This is a genomic window from Flagellimonas sp. (assembly GCF_965215805.1).
In the GTDB taxonomy this organism is placed as follows: Bacteria; Bacteroidota; Bacteroidia; order Flavobacteriales; family Flavobacteriaceae; genus Flagellimonas.
Genome location: NZ_OZ244124.1, coordinates 1,864,093 through 1,875,634, shown reverse-complemented (window position 1 = coordinate 1,875,634; position 11,542 = coordinate 1,864,093). Strand labels below are relative to the sequence as shown.

The 11,542-nt window shown below is 40.0% G+C and carries 17 protein-coding genes; 2 read left to right on the top strand and 15 right to left on the bottom strand.

Annotated elements, in window-relative coordinates:
• Positions 1–30 precede the first annotated feature (30 nt).
• The 13 genes from ACOOE0_RS08250 to ACOOE0_RS08190 form a co-directional block, all read right to left on the bottom strand.
• The gene (locus ACOOE0_RS08250) at positions 31–429 is read right to left on the bottom strand and encodes a response regulator (protein ID WP_420401993.1); all 399 of its coding nucleotides are present in this window, start codon (positions 427–429) and stop codon (positions 31–33) included.
• Positions 430–559: 130 nt separating this feature from the next.
• Entirely contained in the window at positions 560–919 is a 360-nt protein-coding gene (locus tag ACOOE0_RS08245) for an MmcQ/YjbR family DNA-binding protein (protein ID WP_420401992.1), read from the bottom strand.
• A 2-nt stretch (positions 920–921) separates the two neighbouring features.
• A complete protein-coding gene (locus ACOOE0_RS08240) occupies positions 922–1,245 on the bottom strand; it encodes a Dabb family protein (protein WP_420401991.1) in 324 nt (107 codons plus the stop codon).
• Positions 1,246–1,323: 78 nt separating this feature from the next.
• Positions 1,324–1,947: a DUF4230 domain-containing protein gene (locus tag ACOOE0_RS08235; RefSeq protein ID WP_420402207.1), complete on the bottom strand. Its 624-nt coding sequence runs from the start codon at positions 1,945–1,947 to the stop codon at positions 1,324–1,326.
• Entirely contained in the window at positions 1,940–2,299 is a 360-nt protein-coding gene (locus tag ACOOE0_RS08230; protein WP_420401990.1) for a DUF4260 domain-containing protein, read from the bottom strand. Before ACOOE0_RS08230 ends, ACOOE0_RS08235 begins: the two co-directional genes overlap by 8 nt.
• Positions 2,296–3,048, bottom strand: coding sequence for a cyclase family protein (locus ACOOE0_RS08225; RefSeq protein ID WP_420401989.1), 753 nt, complete (start codon positions 3,046–3,048; stop codon positions 2,296–2,298). Before ACOOE0_RS08225 ends, ACOOE0_RS08230 begins: the two co-directional genes overlap by 4 nt.
• A gap of 23 nt (positions 3,049–3,071) precedes the next feature.
• Complete coding sequence (locus ACOOE0_RS08220) at positions 3,072–3,365, bottom strand: GIY-YIG nuclease family protein (protein WP_420401988.1); 294 nt, start codon at positions 3,363–3,365, stop codon at positions 3,072–3,074.
• Between the two features lie 21 nt (positions 3,366–3,386).
• Positions 3,387–4,514 carry a radical SAM family heme chaperone HemW gene (gene hemW / locus ACOOE0_RS08215; protein ID WP_420401987.1) on the bottom strand — a complete coding sequence of 376 codons (1,128 nt, stop codon included), beginning with the start codon at positions 4,512–4,514 and terminating at the stop codon, positions 3,387–3,389.
• Positions 4,515–4,551: 37 nt separating this feature from the next.
• A complete protein-coding gene (locus tag ACOOE0_RS08210; RefSeq protein WP_420401986.1) occupies positions 4,552–4,908 on the bottom strand; it encodes a four helix bundle protein in 357 nt (118 codons plus the stop codon).
• Positions 4,909–4,980: 72 nt separating this feature from the next.
• The gene (ruvC, locus tag ACOOE0_RS08205) at positions 4,981–5,532 is read right to left on the bottom strand and encodes a crossover junction endodeoxyribonuclease RuvC (RefSeq protein ID WP_420401985.1); all 552 of its coding nucleotides are present in this window, start codon (positions 5,530–5,532) and stop codon (positions 4,981–4,983) included.
• A 1-nt stretch (position 5,533) separates the two neighbouring features.
• On the bottom strand, positions 5,534–6,010 hold the full coding sequence (locus ACOOE0_RS08200; protein ID WP_420401984.1) for a hypothetical protein: 477 nt from the start codon (positions 6,008–6,010) through the stop codon (positions 5,534–5,536).
• A 100-nt stretch (positions 6,011–6,110) separates the two neighbouring features.
• The gene (locus ACOOE0_RS08195; protein WP_420401983.1) at positions 6,111–7,625 is read right to left on the bottom strand and encodes a TonB family protein; all 1,515 of its coding nucleotides are present in this window, start codon (positions 7,623–7,625) and stop codon (positions 6,111–6,113) included.
• Entirely contained in the window at positions 7,622–7,984 is a 363-nt protein-coding gene (locus tag ACOOE0_RS08190; protein WP_420401982.1) for a BlaI/MecI/CopY family transcriptional regulator, read from the bottom strand. Before ACOOE0_RS08190 ends, ACOOE0_RS08195 begins: the two co-directional genes overlap by 4 nt.
• A gap of 144 nt (positions 7,985–8,128) precedes the next feature.
• Here ACOOE0_RS08190 and ACOOE0_RS08185 point away from each other — a divergent pair, with 144 nt between their 5' ends.
• Complete coding sequence (locus tag ACOOE0_RS08185) at positions 8,129–8,641, top strand: DUF456 domain-containing protein (protein ID WP_420401981.1); 513 nt, start codon at positions 8,129–8,131, stop codon at positions 8,639–8,641.
• 9 nt (positions 8,642–8,650) lie between these two features.
• Positions 8,651–10,003 (top strand): serine hydrolase domain-containing protein, encoded by a 1,353-nt coding sequence (locus ACOOE0_RS08180; RefSeq protein ID WP_420401980.1) that lies wholly within the window; start codon positions 8,651–8,653, stop codon positions 10,001–10,003.
• A gap of 9 nt (positions 10,004–10,012) precedes the next feature.
• On the opposite strand, the gene ACOOE0_RS08175 is transcribed toward ACOOE0_RS08180, so the two are convergent.
• Both ACOOE0_RS08175 and ACOOE0_RS08170 read right to left on the bottom strand, forming a co-directional pair.
• A complete protein-coding gene (locus ACOOE0_RS08175) occupies positions 10,013–10,567 on the bottom strand; it encodes a nitroreductase family protein (protein ID WP_420401979.1) in 555 nt (184 codons plus the stop codon).
• Between the two features lie 46 nt (positions 10,568–10,613).
• Positions 10,614–11,501, bottom strand: coding sequence for a LysR family transcriptional regulator (locus tag ACOOE0_RS08170; RefSeq protein ID WP_420401978.1), 888 nt, complete (start codon positions 11,499–11,501; stop codon positions 10,614–10,616).
• Positions 11,502–11,542: the final 41 nt, after the last annotated feature.

Sequence of the window (11,542 nt, the reverse complement as noted above, 5' to 3'; positions counted from 1 at the left end):
AAAAATAATGTTGTGAAAACGGGTTTTTTGTTAGCCTTTGATCAATTCACTGATTTCCCAGTAATCAAAAACCTTCTTTAATTTGGATTCGTAATCCTCATATTTTAGTGGCTTTATGATGTAACCGGCAATTCCAATCTCGAAACATTTTAATAGATCTACTCGATTTTCGGATGTGGTCAAAATGATGACTGGCAAGTATTTAAGTTTATCGTCCGATTTTATTTTGGTGAGAAACTCAATACCACTCATTCGAGGCATGTTCAAATCCAAAAGGATGATATCGGGCAAGCTCTCACCTTTTAGAATTTCGAAAGCCTCTTCTCCATTTTTGGCCTCGATAATCTTATGCTTGGATTGAAACTTAGAAATTGCCCGTTGCAATTTCATGGTCTCTATCATATCGTCTTCTATGAACAGCACATTCATGATCTTATTCGATTTAGTACACAAATTTGGGGAATCGCAATCAGAAAAAGACTACAAAATGGTTAAATACAAAAAAACTATCGATGAACTGTAGTTTTGTTTCGATGAACCAAACACCCTTTCTGCAAACCTACCCCATGGAAGCCAGCTCGTCTTTTAGCTTTTTGGTCAGTCCAGAAACCACCAGATCGTAGGAGTGGTCAACCAACTCTCCAATAAGATTTGGAGGAAGTTGTTCCAACATTAGGGTATTCCAGTGCTTCTTACTCATATGGTAGCCAGGGATAATATCCCCATCGTATTCCTCCCGTAACTCCACCGCCCGATCTGGATCACACTTGAGGTTGCATTGCGGGGGCAAACGCTCCAAGGCTATAAGGGCAAACATTTTACCCATGACCTTGAAAACCAAAGTTTGTTCATCAAAAGGAAATTCCTCTGTTACCCCTTTTTTGCGTATGCACAGCTCCCTGAGTTGTTCAACATTCATCCCTATAAGCCTAACGAATCATACACAATGACCTTTTTCCATAAATGTTTGCATTCATCAATGAACGTCAAGTGCGGCTGCTCCTTTTGGTATCCTTCCTGAGCTTCTGCCGATTCAAAAGTAACTATCAAGGAATAGGTAAACGATCCGTCCACCACTTCTCTGGTTGCCTTGGGAGGTGTGCCAATAAAGTTGGTCTTGGCAAACTTGGAATTGTCCAGGAACTTCTTAAGCGAAGCTTCAAACAGGTCACGATCGGCCTGATTGTCCGGATTATTGAACCAAAAGTACACCGTGTGGGCAAAAGCGGGATCAAAAGTATTCATATTGTCTTGGGTTTGTGCAAGGGACATATTAACAATGCCCAATAAAAATAAAGTTATAAATGTAGTTCTCATACGTTTCTATTCTTCTAAAAAGTGTTTATCGCGATTTGTTATTTCCAGAGCGGAGTAATCCAAGGTCCATCCAATGGTCTCCACAATCTTTTCCACCAAAAAAACAGCTTGCAGTGCTTCTTTGCGCGCAGTGTCCATAAGCCCACTTTCTGGGATTTTTTGTTTGATATGGTCTTTGGCTTCTTGGTTAACATTGGTGAGGTCGTCAGGAGAAAAGCTATTGAACAATCCATTTTTAATATCATAGAACTGAAGCTCCGGTTCTATGGAAAGTACTTCAGGTTGTGGAAAATTATCCAGGATTATCCTTTTGCGTTTATCGTCGGCCTTTAGATTCAATTTGGTAAGGTCATACCCTATTTGTGCCTTGGCCTTAACGATGATCAAGGCCTTTTTTTTGCTGCTCAATAAACTGAACAGTCCTTCTTTGGTGTTTTCGTAATTATAGATCTCCGCAAAATCCCCTTCCACCGAAACCAGCTTGCACACACTCCTGATCTTGTCGAGCAACACAGTTGACTGCTGTTTGGTCAAATCCTTGTTTTTCTTTTTTCGAAACAAAGAGAACAGCCAGTACATGAGTATGGCTCCCAGAATCAGACCGAGTATAACTTCTAGAATATCATCCATTTCCCTTCCCCACTTCACCTAAATGGGTAAACTTAAATCCTTTGTAATATTTTAATCCATAGCCAAATATCCTATCCATGGAGGCATGTGAAAACAAAATCACCCCGATTAGCTGAACCAAGGGCATGGACCAAAACACACCAGCTAAATAAATGAAAATAGCCAATCCTTTATGATGAAATATGTTATAAATATTTGCCCCAGTCCTGTTTCCCAGCAAATACCCCAGCATTCCAATGTCGGGCGCAAGAATCAATACCAAAAACAACCACCATGGAAAGTCCAACAAGCTATAAAGATACAGCCCTAACACAAACATGGCTACCTCTTCAATTTTTAGTACACTTTTCATAGGTTCTCTATTTGATACAAAACTGGCCTACTAGGGCTGGCGTCGTTTTCAAACGGGGCCACTTGTAGATTTAAGAAATATGGACCGTCCATGATCTCATTGTCCACATAGACCAACTCGGTAATGGTGGCGTCCACTCTAGGAACCTCCGCAGTGTTCCAGAACTGGTGGTGACCTGCAAGTGCACCTCCATCCTTTTCCTTATCCACGGATGGAAGATCCACCAATAAATGCAAGATTCCTTTGTTCACCAAAAATTCCAAGGCTTCCTGTAGTAAATAAGGCGGATTGGTGTTGGAATAGTTTTGTGCACACTTACTTTTTAGGTTTGGAATGGTTCGGATTATTACAGCTTCCCTTTTTTTGGTGCCAAGAGCATAGCGAAGCTGCTTTTCCGAAATCACAAAATCCTTGCCTTGTCTTTCGGGAGCCACAGTAATCACTTCAGCCCAAAAGAAATAACGTTTTAATTTTTGATTGACCGAATGAAACGCCTTGGTAATATGACCCAGACATTCCGTATGGGTCACATGGGAATGCGGGTTGAACCAGATGTCATTAAAGTTGGTGGAAGCACCCTCAGATACCTTCCCAATGAACTTCCCTTCTTGATGCGGTTCTATTCGGGGCGGATCCAAATACCAGGCGTTGACATTGTCTTTATCTCCCCGTAAAGGGATGGAAATGTCCAAGGGTTTGGACAAATCTATTTTATAGTTCTTGGAATTGTACTTAATGGTGGTGATCATTAATGCTGAACTTGTTTCAGTATTTAGTAAAAATTGTCTAGTAAATCTAACAATTCTGGATTTTTAGATTTTACAAGATTCCATTTCCAATCTTTCTTCCAGTTTTTAAGTTGCTTTTCTCTTTTAAAAGCTAGTCCAATATCATCAAATATTTCATAATAAATCAGGATCCGTAAGTGATATTTCTTTGTGAATACGGCACCAGTGCCATCTATATGTTTTCTTATCCTTTTCTTTATGTTTTTTGTTGCTCCAATATAAAGTATAGATCTTGAGACATTAGTCAACATATAAACATATCCTTTTTGTAATTCCATATAAGTTAACAAATCCTGAATCTAGTTCAGGATAAATAAATCGGACGCCATCCCGTCCACCAAAAATTTTCCTTTTTGCGTAGCCGTCAGTTTGCCATCATTTAGCATGAGCAATCCCGAATCAAGAAATTTTTTACTGTATTGATTTAAATGGTTCAAAAAGTTTACGCCATATTCGGCCTCCACCTTTTCCAGGGAAACACCCCAAATGGTACGCAAGCCGGTCATGACATATTCATTATATCTATCCGTCAAAGTCAGTTTTTCTTTCTCAGACGGCAACTCTCCAGCTTGAATGGCTTTTATATACTTATTGTTGTTCCGCACATTCCAACTGCGGTTAGTCCCATCAAAAGAATGCGCTGATGGCCCTATACCAATATATTTCTTGCCTTGCCAATATGAAGTATTGTTCTTGGAAAAGAAACCCGGTTTTCCAAAATTGGAAATCTCGTAGTTTACAAAACCATTTGCCTCCAGAATTTCAACCAGCAGAAGGAACTGCTCTTGGGCATGGGCATCGTCAACATCCGCCACCTTGCCTTGCTCTATAAATTTCTTTAGCGCTGTTCGGGGTTCTACCGTAAGGGCATAACTGGAGATATGGGGTAGGCCAAAAGCAAGGGCTTTTTCAATATTGGATTTCCAACGATCATGATCCATCCCTGGAATACCATAAATCAAATCGATGGAAATATTTTCAAAGTACTTTGTGGCCTCGGTTATGCAACTAGCCGCCTCGTCTGAACGATGCGCACGGTTCATCAACTCCAAGTCCTCATCATAAAAGGATTGGATTCCTATGCTCAATCGGTTTACTGGACTTTTGGATAATTGGACGATTCGATTTTTGGATAAGTCATCGGGGTTGGCTTCTAGGGTAATTTCCGGATTTGGAGCGACCTTGAAATTAGTATAGACCTCATCAATGAGTATTTCAATTTCTGCATTTTCCAGAATTGATGGTGTTCCTCCCCCAAAATAAATAGTTTCCACTTCCGCATCTCCCAATTCGGCATTGCGCAGCCTTATTTCTCCGCAAAGTGCTTGCAGCATCAGCTCCTTTTTTCCCAATTGGGTGGAAAAATGAAAATCGCAATAGTAACAAGCTTGTTTGCAAAACGGGATGTGGATGTAAATACTGGACATTACAGTTTACAATTATCAATAAACAATTTACAATGAATCATTTACCAATCCTTGTGCTTTTTAATATTGAAAACATAATTCGCGATAATTCATCAGCATCTGAAATTAGACTATCGGCTTCCTCCGTTTTCAAATAATTGGAATCCTTTAATATTAAAAGCCAATATTTCACCTCTAAACTTTCCTTATATGAAATTGAAATTTTGGCTGAAAAATCGGCTGTTGATATTGCTCCATTGGCCTCGGCAATGTTTGCCCCAATTGAGGTCCCTGAACGAAGCAGTTGTTTGGACAAAATATACTCGCGATTTTCTTTGCTTATTCGTTGGTATAAGCGAACTATTTTTAAGGCAAAAGCATAGGACTTGGTAAACAATGGGTTTTCTTTTGACATATCAGTAGGTTTTTAGATTTAGGACTATTATTGCTGGCTCACTGTCAATTGTTTATTGTTAATTGTTTATTGTCATCCAATTTTCTTCGGATTTTGCTTTACAAAAGCTTCCCAACCCGTATAGCTTTTTCCTATATCCACTCTACCTTCATTGTAAAAATGGCAAACCGCGGCGGCCAGTCCATCCGTGCTATCCAAATTTTTGGGGAGGGATTTTAATTGAAGTACGCTCTGGAGCATTTTGGCCACTTGTTCCTTGCTGGCATTCCCGTTTCCGGTAATGGCCATCTTTATTTTTTTGGGCATGTACTCCGTAATAGGAATTTGTCGAGAAAGTCCGGCAGCCATGGCCACCCCTTGTGCCCTACCTAATTTCAACATGGACTGGACATTTTTTCCATAGAATGGGGCTTCAATGGCAATTTCATCCGGATGATATGTATCTATTAATTCCAAGGTACGGTCAAAGATGAGTTTTAGCTTGGTATAGGGATCGTCGTATTTTCGGAGGAGCAATTCATTCATTTGGACAAATTGCATTTGTTTCCTTACCACCTTAATGATTCCAAACCCCATTACGGTAGTCCCTGGATCTATTCCTAAAATAATCTTTTCTGTTGCCAAACTATGGTTGTGTATTGAGAACTATCGGAAGACGAAAACGCATGCTCACTTTTTTGGCTCTTTTTACAGCCGGAGCCACCGTTAAATCCTTCAATTGGTTCCTGATCTGCTCATTAAAATCCTGGATTTCTGCCAAAATACTCTGGCTAACCTCCATTTCCGTAATAGAGATAAAGCCATCCTCGTCTACCTTAAAATCAATAAGGACGGTATCGTTCAAATCGTTTTTGACCTCCCACTGCAAGCTGTCCAAAGCTTCGGATACCAATCTTGTCATTTCTGTTCTAAAGCACTCTCGTTGCGTTGCTTTAGGCGCCATTTCATCACAATTGTCGAACAAGGGGTATTGGTCCACTTCGTTCCAATCAATTTCCTGTAGCTTGTCATGTACCATTTTATCGGTCTTTTCTTCCCTGGACATGAACAGCTGGCACGAGGATAAAACAAACAAAAACAACACTGCTAAACACTTGCGCATACGGCCCAATGAATTTGGCTGAAATTACGATTTTTTGACCATACCCTTAAACCAAAAAAGGCCCGAAAAACTTCGGGCCCTTTATTTTGGATTGTCAACATCATTGAAGTTTAAAGGATATGGGAATACTAAACGGGACACCGACCGGTTTTCCTTTCTGCTTTCCTGGAATCATTTTTGGCAATTTGGAAATTATCCGAACTGCTTCGTCTTCCAACAACTTGTGGGGGCCTCGTTGTCGAATCCCAACAACTTCTCCCTCGGTATTGATCCGGAAAATAATGCTCACCCTACCTTGAATTCCTTTTTCTTGAGCTTCCTCGGGATATTTAAAATGCATTCGGATATGTTCCGTAATGCTTTCCATAAAACAAGCTCTTTTATCCAAGCTATTTTCACAGCCGGGGTAAATCGGCACCTCCTCAATAACCGCAAAAGGCACTTGAACCCCATTGGCGTCCTCACCATAAACGGTTCCAGCATTTATATCTGACGAAAACATACCAGCATTAATTTCTGATGAAACAATGGTCATGGTCGCTTTGATGGCCTTCTCTCTATTTTTAAACCGGATAATTGATCCGTTGGTCGCGCTCTGATAAAGTATAAATGAATCCTCATCCTTTAATTTAAATTGCCAGTCATCACCGCTATCTGAAAGGGCTTCAAGTTTATAGTAAAGTGCATCTAACTGTTCCAAGGAGAGATTGTCCACATCCTCAACAACCATCTCCTGATCATCATCCTGAAATTTTTCTTCACTTTCACAGGAAGTATAGACTAGCATCCCAAAAACCAAAGGAAGAAGCATTCCATATTTCAACTGATAGATTGCTTTTGACTTTTTTCTTGTTAACATGACGATTCGCTTTTTGATTAATGATTTTTTATAAAACTGATTGACTAGACTGAAATTCTGACTGTGAAAAACCTCTGAAAGCAACAATTCGCACTGCTCCTTTTTACTTGTTTTGGATGCCTTGGCATCTGCAATAAACTCATGTAGCTCAGAAATACGTGATTGATACAGGTAGACCAGTGGATTAAACCAGAATGTAATCCTCAGCAACTCAAAAAAGATGAGATCCAGGGAATGCCGCTGCTTTACATGCACCAGTTCATGCTGTACTATGCGTTCCTGCTTATCCTCGGGTATTTCTTCTCCCAAAAAAACATTTTTAAGAAACGAGAAGGCCGCCGAACTTTTGGGGATTTTAATTTCGGTGTACTCCTTATAATATTTGGTTTTCCCTATCGCTTTTAAGTGGTACAATCGGAAGAGTTTCGCAACAAACCAAACAGCCATGATCAAGGCGCCAATGGCAAACACCACATACTCCCAGGAATTGGGTTCAAAAATTGAAGTTTCCATTCCAGATGGCAATAGCACGGCCTCATCCAGTTGCAGAAAGAACGTCTGATATTCGATCAGGTTTTCCGGAACATTGGTTTGTAGCGCCTCAATTTTTATCCAGGGAAGTATCAAGGACAGTACAAAGCTTGCCAAAAGATAAAAACGGTTCCATTGAAGGAAGGTTTCCTTTTTCAAAAGTAGGTCGTATACAAGTAAAAAGACCAATTGAATGGTCACACTTTCTAACAGATAGGTAATCATTTCGAGTCCTTTTTAATGGTTTGCATAATCTCTTCCAGTTCGCTTAGGCTTATATCGTTCTTTTTCATGAAAAAGGACACCATACTTTTGAACGAGCCTTGAAAGTAACCGTCCACCAATTTGGATATGGACTGATTACTATATTCTTCTTTTCTCACCAAAGGAAAATAGAGGTGCCCCTTTCCCACTTTTTCATGACTCACAAATCCTTTGTCCTCCAAAATTCGAATAATGGTGGACACCGTATTGTAGGCGGGTTTGGGCTCTGGCAATTCATCAATAATGGCAGCCACATTGGCCTTTTCCAATTTCCATAAAAACTGCATTACCTCCTCTTCCGCTTTTGTCAACTGTTTCATTTTTCAACTAAGTTTTTAGTTTATACTCAAAACAAATATAACTAAATTTTTAGTTTAAACTAATTTTATAGTTGTAAATGTTCTTTTTACACCTCAAGCTGTAACATTTGATGTTTAAATTTGTCTCATAGTCAAACACCCAATATGGATATAGCACTTCTTGTTTTAGGTTTTATTCTGATGCTGATTGGAATTTTGGGCAGTTTTCTCCCTGTATTACCTGGTCCACCGATCAGTTGGGTGGGCTTATTACTGCTATACTTGACCAAAGCCGTTCCAGATAATTGGTGGATTTTGGGCGGCACTTTGATCCTTGCCCTGGCAATTACCATTATGGATTATGTAATTCCCGCTGCGGGAACCAAGAAATTTGGTGGCAGCAAAGCAGGGATGTGGGGTACCATTATTGGTTTATTGGTGGCCATTATTTTCCCCGTTTTTGGCCCATTCGGAATTATTATCTGGCCCTTTATTGGTGCTTTGGTGGGGGAATTGATGAACAAAGCTGATCAGAAAACGGCCATGAAAGCCGCATTTGGATCATTTTTAGGGTTTTTGACAGGCACCTTTATGAAATTTGTCCTTACTACAGCTTATCTCATATTTTTTGTGATTGTTGCCATTAAACACATTTCAGAAATCTTCACTTTTTCTTAAAACTATTTCATGAACAAGTTGTTCCCAAAATCCCAATCAGGAAACGAGTTCTTCAAAATGATACTTCTCGCATTTTTTCTAGTAAGCTCTTTGGGTCACACCCAAACATTCAATGAATCTAAACTTGACAGTGTTTTTGATGTTCTTGAAGCTCATGATAAATTCATGGGAAGTATCGCAATTTCCAAAAATGGCAACTCCATCTATTCCAGAACCTTGGGCTATGCCGTTGTGGAAAACCGCAAAAGACCTGATTCAACCACCAAATACCGCATAGGTTCCATTTCCAAAACCTTCACGGCAACACTTATTCTGATGGCCTTTGAAGAAGGGAAAATCGGCTTGGACGATACCCTTTCCAAATTTTTTCCTGAAATAGAAAATGCGGAAGACATAACCATCACTAATCTCCTACAACACCAAAGTGGCATCTTTAATTTTACCAATGCCCCGGATTATCTTACCTGGAATACCCAGGCCAAAACCAGGGAAAACATGCTGGAAATCATTAAAAAACATGCCAATGTTTTTAAACCTGGTTCCCAAACGGCATATAGTAATTCCAACTATGTGCTGCTGGCCTTCATTTTGGAGGACATTTTCAAAAAACCGTATTCCCAAATAATCGCAGAAAAAATTGCAATCCCCCTCAAGCTTCAAAACACCTATGTTGGCGGCCCTATTGCTGTAACAAACAATGAAAGTTATTCTTATCGATTTTCCGGTAAATGGATGAAACAAAATGAAACTGATATGAGTATTCCGATTGGTGCTGGATCAATAGTTTCAACACCTTCGGATTTGAACACTTTCATCATTGCCCTTTTCAATAAAAAATTGATTTCTGCCGAAAATCTCGAAAAGATGACCACCACTAAAAATGGTATGGGGTTAGGTCTTATACAATTCCCTTTTCGTAACCAGATGGGATACGGCCATAACGGGGGCATTGATGGGTTTAGTTCCTTTTTGGGATATCTTGAAAATTCAAAAATTGCAATAGCCCTTACTTCAAATGGAACCGTATACAACAACAACGATATTTTGATTCATGCCTTAAGTGCAGTGGAAGGTTACACTTTTGATATTCCAGACTTTACCGAGAAAGAGGTAAATCTTAAAGTACTGAATACGTACATCGGGATTTATTCCAGTGAGCAATTTCCATTAAAAATTACCGTAAGCGTCAACAATGGTACCTTAACTGCACAAGCTACGGGCCAATCTTCTTTTCCACTGACCGCAACCAGCGACACGGTTTTTCGCTTTGATGGAGCTGGAATTGTTATGGAGTTTGTTCCAGATACCAATAAAATGATATTAAAACAGGGCGGTGCTGTTTTTAACTATGTTAAAGAGTAGGTTCCAGGGTCAGTCCAACCATTCAATCTTATCTTCAATAGGCTTACGGCCCACCAAAGGTGGTTCTTCGTCATAATATCCCATATAGAAAAAGCCCAAGCACTTTTCACCTTGTTCCAAATCTAAAAATTCACCCATGTATTTGATCAAGCCTGGGGAGCTCCAGTAGCATCCAATACCTAATTCCGTACAGCACAGCCACATATTTTGGACTGCCATGGCAGTAGCCGCCAACTCCTCCCACTCGGGCAAACTTTCTTCAGGATCCCGTTGCATGCAAATGGCGATCACAGCTCCGGAACGCTCGGGATTTTCCTTTAGTTTGTTTATTTTGACTTGTTTGGGTTTGGGATCCACTTCCTGATACTTGTCCGAAAGAAATTGCCCCAATTCCCGCTGTTTCCCATTCATAAAAACCTTAAACCGCCAAGGCTCGGTTTTCTTGTGGGTAGGTGCCCAGTTGGCAGCTTCCAATATTTTTTCAATGATTTCCCTGGCAATGGGTTGGCTATTGTATTGGGCTGGAAAAACACTTCTCCGGTTCTGGATCAATTCAAAAATCATAGACAATTGTTTAGAGTTCCAAAGATAAGGCCTGTTCCGTTCCCTATTAATGTTTCATCAACAAATCCATACAATTTTGCAATGCCGGATTCCTATTGTCCTCCTTCCATACCATGGAAAGTACTGCCCGCTGTTTAATTCGTTTCAATTCAATAAACTTTACCTTCATCTGAAAGCCGTATTGCAAGGCTGTGGGCACAATGGCAATTCCCAATTTGTTTTCCACCAACTTAAAAATAGTTTGCGCATGCACCGATTTATGCGAAACCTTCGGCGTAAACCCGGCATCCTCACAAATGCTCAAAACCGTATCATAATATAGGGGGCTATAGTCTTGGGAAAACAGGATAAAATCATCTTCGGATACCTGTTTCATCCCTTTAAATTTTTTGGAATCCATGGGATGGTCCTCGGGAAGAACCAGCGAAAAAGTGTCCTCAAACACGGGTCGCAATTTTAATCCCTTGGGTACCCTGGCCAAACGGACGAAGCCTAAATCAAGTCGGTCGTGTAAAATGGCATTGACCTGTGCCCTATTGGAAAGTTCCTCCAAACTGGTATGTATCAAGGGGAACTGTTTCTTTAAATCCAAAAGCAGGTTGGGCACCACATTTTGCATGGCGGACCCCAAAAATCCTATCCTGATTTCCCCCAAATGCCCCTCACCTATCAATTTTAATTGTTTTTTGGTCTGTTCCAAGTGATTCAGTACAAACTCTACCTCCCCTTTTAAAAATGCTCCCGCAGGGGTCAACCGTACCTTTTTCTTATCCCGAATAAACAATTGGGTCTCCAGGATTTCTTCCATTTGCTTGATTTGCGTACTTAATCCTGGTTGGGAAATGAACAGTTTTTCAGCCGCTTTTCTATAATGAAGTTCTTCAGCTACAGCCAAAAAATAAATGAAATGTCGAAGCTCTATTTGATAATTCATACTTATTAATTATTACAATAATAAGTATTAATAATTATTAA

What these genes read in the sequence shown, in the direction of transcription:
- ACOOE0_RS08250 (WP_420401993.1), bottom strand. Translation starts at nt 429, where the DNA reads ATGAATGTGCTGTTCATAGAAGACGATATGATAGAGACCATGAAATTG.
- ACOOE0_RS08245 (WP_420401992.1), bottom strand. Translation starts at nt 919, where the DNA reads ATGAATGTTGAACAACTCAGGGAGCTGTGCATACGCAAAAAAGGGGTA.
- ACOOE0_RS08240 (WP_420401991.1), bottom strand. Translation starts at nt 1,245, where the DNA reads ATGAATACTTTTGATCCCGCTTTTGCCCACACGGTGTACTTTTGGTTC.
- ACOOE0_RS08235 (WP_420402207.1), bottom strand. Translation starts at nt 1,947, where the DNA reads ATGGATGATATTCTAGAAGTTATACTCGGTCTGATTCTGGGAGCCATA.
- ACOOE0_RS08230 (WP_420401990.1), bottom strand. Translation starts at nt 2,299, where the DNA reads ATGAAAAGTGTACTAAAAATTGAAGAGGTAGCCATGTTTGTGTTAGGG.
- ACOOE0_RS08225 (WP_420401989.1), bottom strand. Translation starts at nt 3,048, where the DNA reads ATGATCACCACCATTAAGTACAATTCCAAGAACTATAAAATAGATTTG.
- ACOOE0_RS08220 (WP_420401988.1), bottom strand. Translation starts at nt 3,365, where the DNA reads ATGGAATTACAAAAAGGATATGTTTATATGTTGACTAATGTCTCAAGA.
- hemW (WP_420401987.1), bottom strand. Translation starts at nt 4,514, where the DNA reads ATGTCCAGTATTTACATCCACATCCCGTTTTGCAAACAAGCTTGTTAC.
- ACOOE0_RS08210 (WP_420401986.1), bottom strand. Translation starts at nt 4,908, where the DNA reads ATGTCAAAAGAAAACCCATTGTTTACCAAGTCCTATGCTTTTGCCTTA.
- ACOOE0_RS08200 (WP_420401984.1), bottom strand. Translation starts at nt 6,010, where the DNA reads ATGCGCAAGTGTTTAGCAGTGTTGTTTTTGTTTGTTTTATCCTCGTGC.
- ACOOE0_RS08195 (WP_420401983.1), bottom strand. Translation starts at nt 7,625, where the DNA reads ATGATTACCTATCTGTTAGAAAGTGTGACCATTCAATTGGTCTTTTTA.
- ACOOE0_RS08190 (WP_420401982.1), bottom strand. Translation starts at nt 7,984, where the DNA reads ATGAAACAGTTGACAAAAGCGGAAGAGGAGGTAATGCAGTTTTTATGG.
- ACOOE0_RS08185 (WP_420401981.1), top strand. Translation starts at nt 8,129, where the DNA reads ATGGATATAGCACTTCTTGTTTTAGGTTTTATTCTGATGCTGATTGGA.
- ACOOE0_RS08180 (WP_420401980.1), top strand. Translation starts at nt 8,651, where the DNA reads ATGAACAAGTTGTTCCCAAAATCCCAATCAGGAAACGAGTTCTTCAAA.
- ACOOE0_RS08175 (WP_420401979.1), bottom strand. Translation starts at nt 10,567, where the DNA reads ATGATTTTTGAATTGATCCAGAACCGGAGAAGTGTTTTTCCAGCCCAA.
- ACOOE0_RS08170 (WP_420401978.1), bottom strand. Translation starts at nt 11,501, where the DNA reads ATGAATTATCAAATAGAGCTTCGACATTTCATTTATTTTTTGGCTGTA.